This is a genomic window from Corynebacterium gottingense (genome assembly GCF_002285125.1).
Taxonomy (GTDB): domain Bacteria; phylum Actinomycetota; class Actinomycetes; order Mycobacteriales; family Mycobacteriaceae; genus Corynebacterium; species Corynebacterium gottingense.
Map to the genome: position 1 here is coordinate 1 of NZ_NSGN01000017.1, position 1,717 is coordinate 1,717.

The following is a 1,717-nucleotide window of genomic DNA, read 5'->3' on the forward strand; positions in this document are numbered from 1 at the left end:
ATCGACTCAGCGATGACAGCGTCGGGGATGGACTTGCACCATTCGATGGGGGCGAACTGGGATGTCACGATGGTCGCTCCTCGGTTTTCTCGTTCCGCAATGATGGTCAACAGTTGGTGTGCGGTGGCTTCGTTGATCGGGGTGGTGAGAAAGTCATCGAGTACGAGCACGTCGGTGTTGTGAATGGCGTCGAGGAATTTCATGCGTTCAGGATCCGAGTGATGCAGCACGGCGAGCTGGTTGGCCAAGGTGTCGGTGCGGAAGAACTTGGCGGAGTAGTCCTTTCTGCACGCTGCGTTGAGCAGTGCTTGGGCGAGGTAGGTCTTGCCAACGGAGGATTTGCCCAGGATGACAACGTTTTTCGAATCCTGGCACCATTGGCATTGAGCAAGTCGGGCGATTTGCTCTTTGTTGATGTTGCGGCTGGGCGTGTAGACAATGTCTTCAACACAAGCATCGGGGTTTGGCGATCGTGATGCTTTGAGCAGTTTGTTGACTCGTCTTTCGTGCCTGGCCGCGACTTCTTTATCGAGCGCGTAGAGGATTTTGTCGGAGAAGCTCCACTGGTCGAATGCTTGATCCGCGGCAATGTCGATGACCGTGCGGCCGAAGGCGGTCATCCGCAGTTGTGTGAAGATGGGCAGGACTGATTCGTCTAAGAATCGTGCGGTTGTTGATGCTGGTTGTGGCGCATCCATGGGTTAGTTGTTTCCTTTCTTTGTGAGGTTTTCGATGCTGAACTGCTCCGCGCCGCCGAGGTACGCACCGCGCGTATCACGCTTGCTAGGCGCTTTTGCGGTGGTGGAGGTGGCAGCGGCATCTCGCGCGTTGGGTTGAGGCTGTGTGGTGGTGCGTACCGTGTCTTCTTTGCGCACGGCTGCCATCATGTTTTTCACGGCGGTGTAGGACACTGCCTGACGTCGGCCGTCAAGGTCGACGAGCCGTCTACAGGCCTCTTCCAAGACGGGCTTGTTGTCGTGTTTTCCCATGGAAAGCACGTTGCGGCATGAGAAGAACGCTTGTGCTTTGATTGGGCGCGCATCCATAAGCTCAGCGATGACCCGGCGGGTGTGCGGTCCTACCCGGGCAGCTTCGCGCAGGAAGTATTCACAGGTCCAAAGTCCATGGGTGTTGGCCATCTGCGGCGGGATGTGGTCGGTATCGGTGACGAAGCTACCGCGTTGGTGCGCAAGTGTATGTACTGCTTGTCGCTCGCCGGCATCGAAGACCGTAAGCGTGTTGCCGGTGATGCGTACATCAACAGTGCGGCCGACAAGTGTGTAGGGCACGGAGTAATGCACGCTGGCGACGGTGATATGGAAGTCGGGAGCGACTTTGGCCCGCTTCCATTCCGTGCGCTGCCACCGCTGTTTGGGAAGGTCAGTGAGCAACTCTGCTTCAAACTCTTCAAACAGCTGCCGCCGACTGGTGGTGTTGCCACGAAACGGGGTGTGCGCATTGATCGTGTCAACTCGTTTGAGTATGCGGCTGTTGAGCTCATCAAGGCTGATGCACTGGTGGTCGTCAAGAGCATGGATGACCTGTTGGGTAACGATTTTGACCGCTGCCTCAACATTGGCCTTGTCTTTCGGCCGTCTTGCCCGCGCTGGCAGCGCAGCGGTGTTGTAGTGCTCCAGAAACTCCTCGTAGGTGGTGTTGACACGACGGTTGCGATCAGCGGCACTGATCGCGTTCGATGCCGTCGAGGCGTTATCCG

The 1,717-nt window shown here is 57.1% G+C and carries 2 protein-coding genes; both read right to left on the minus strand.

Annotated elements, in window-relative coordinates:
* On the minus strand, positions 1 to 698 hold a 698-nt coding region (locus CKJ82_RS11470), incomplete at its 3' end, for an ATP-binding protein (protein WP_095538250.1).
* A 3-nt stretch (positions 699 to 701) separates the two neighbouring features.
* The coding region (locus CKJ82_RS11880) for a Mu transposase domain-containing protein (protein WP_165765437.1) at positions 702 to 1,717 on the minus strand (1,016 nt) is incomplete at its 5' end.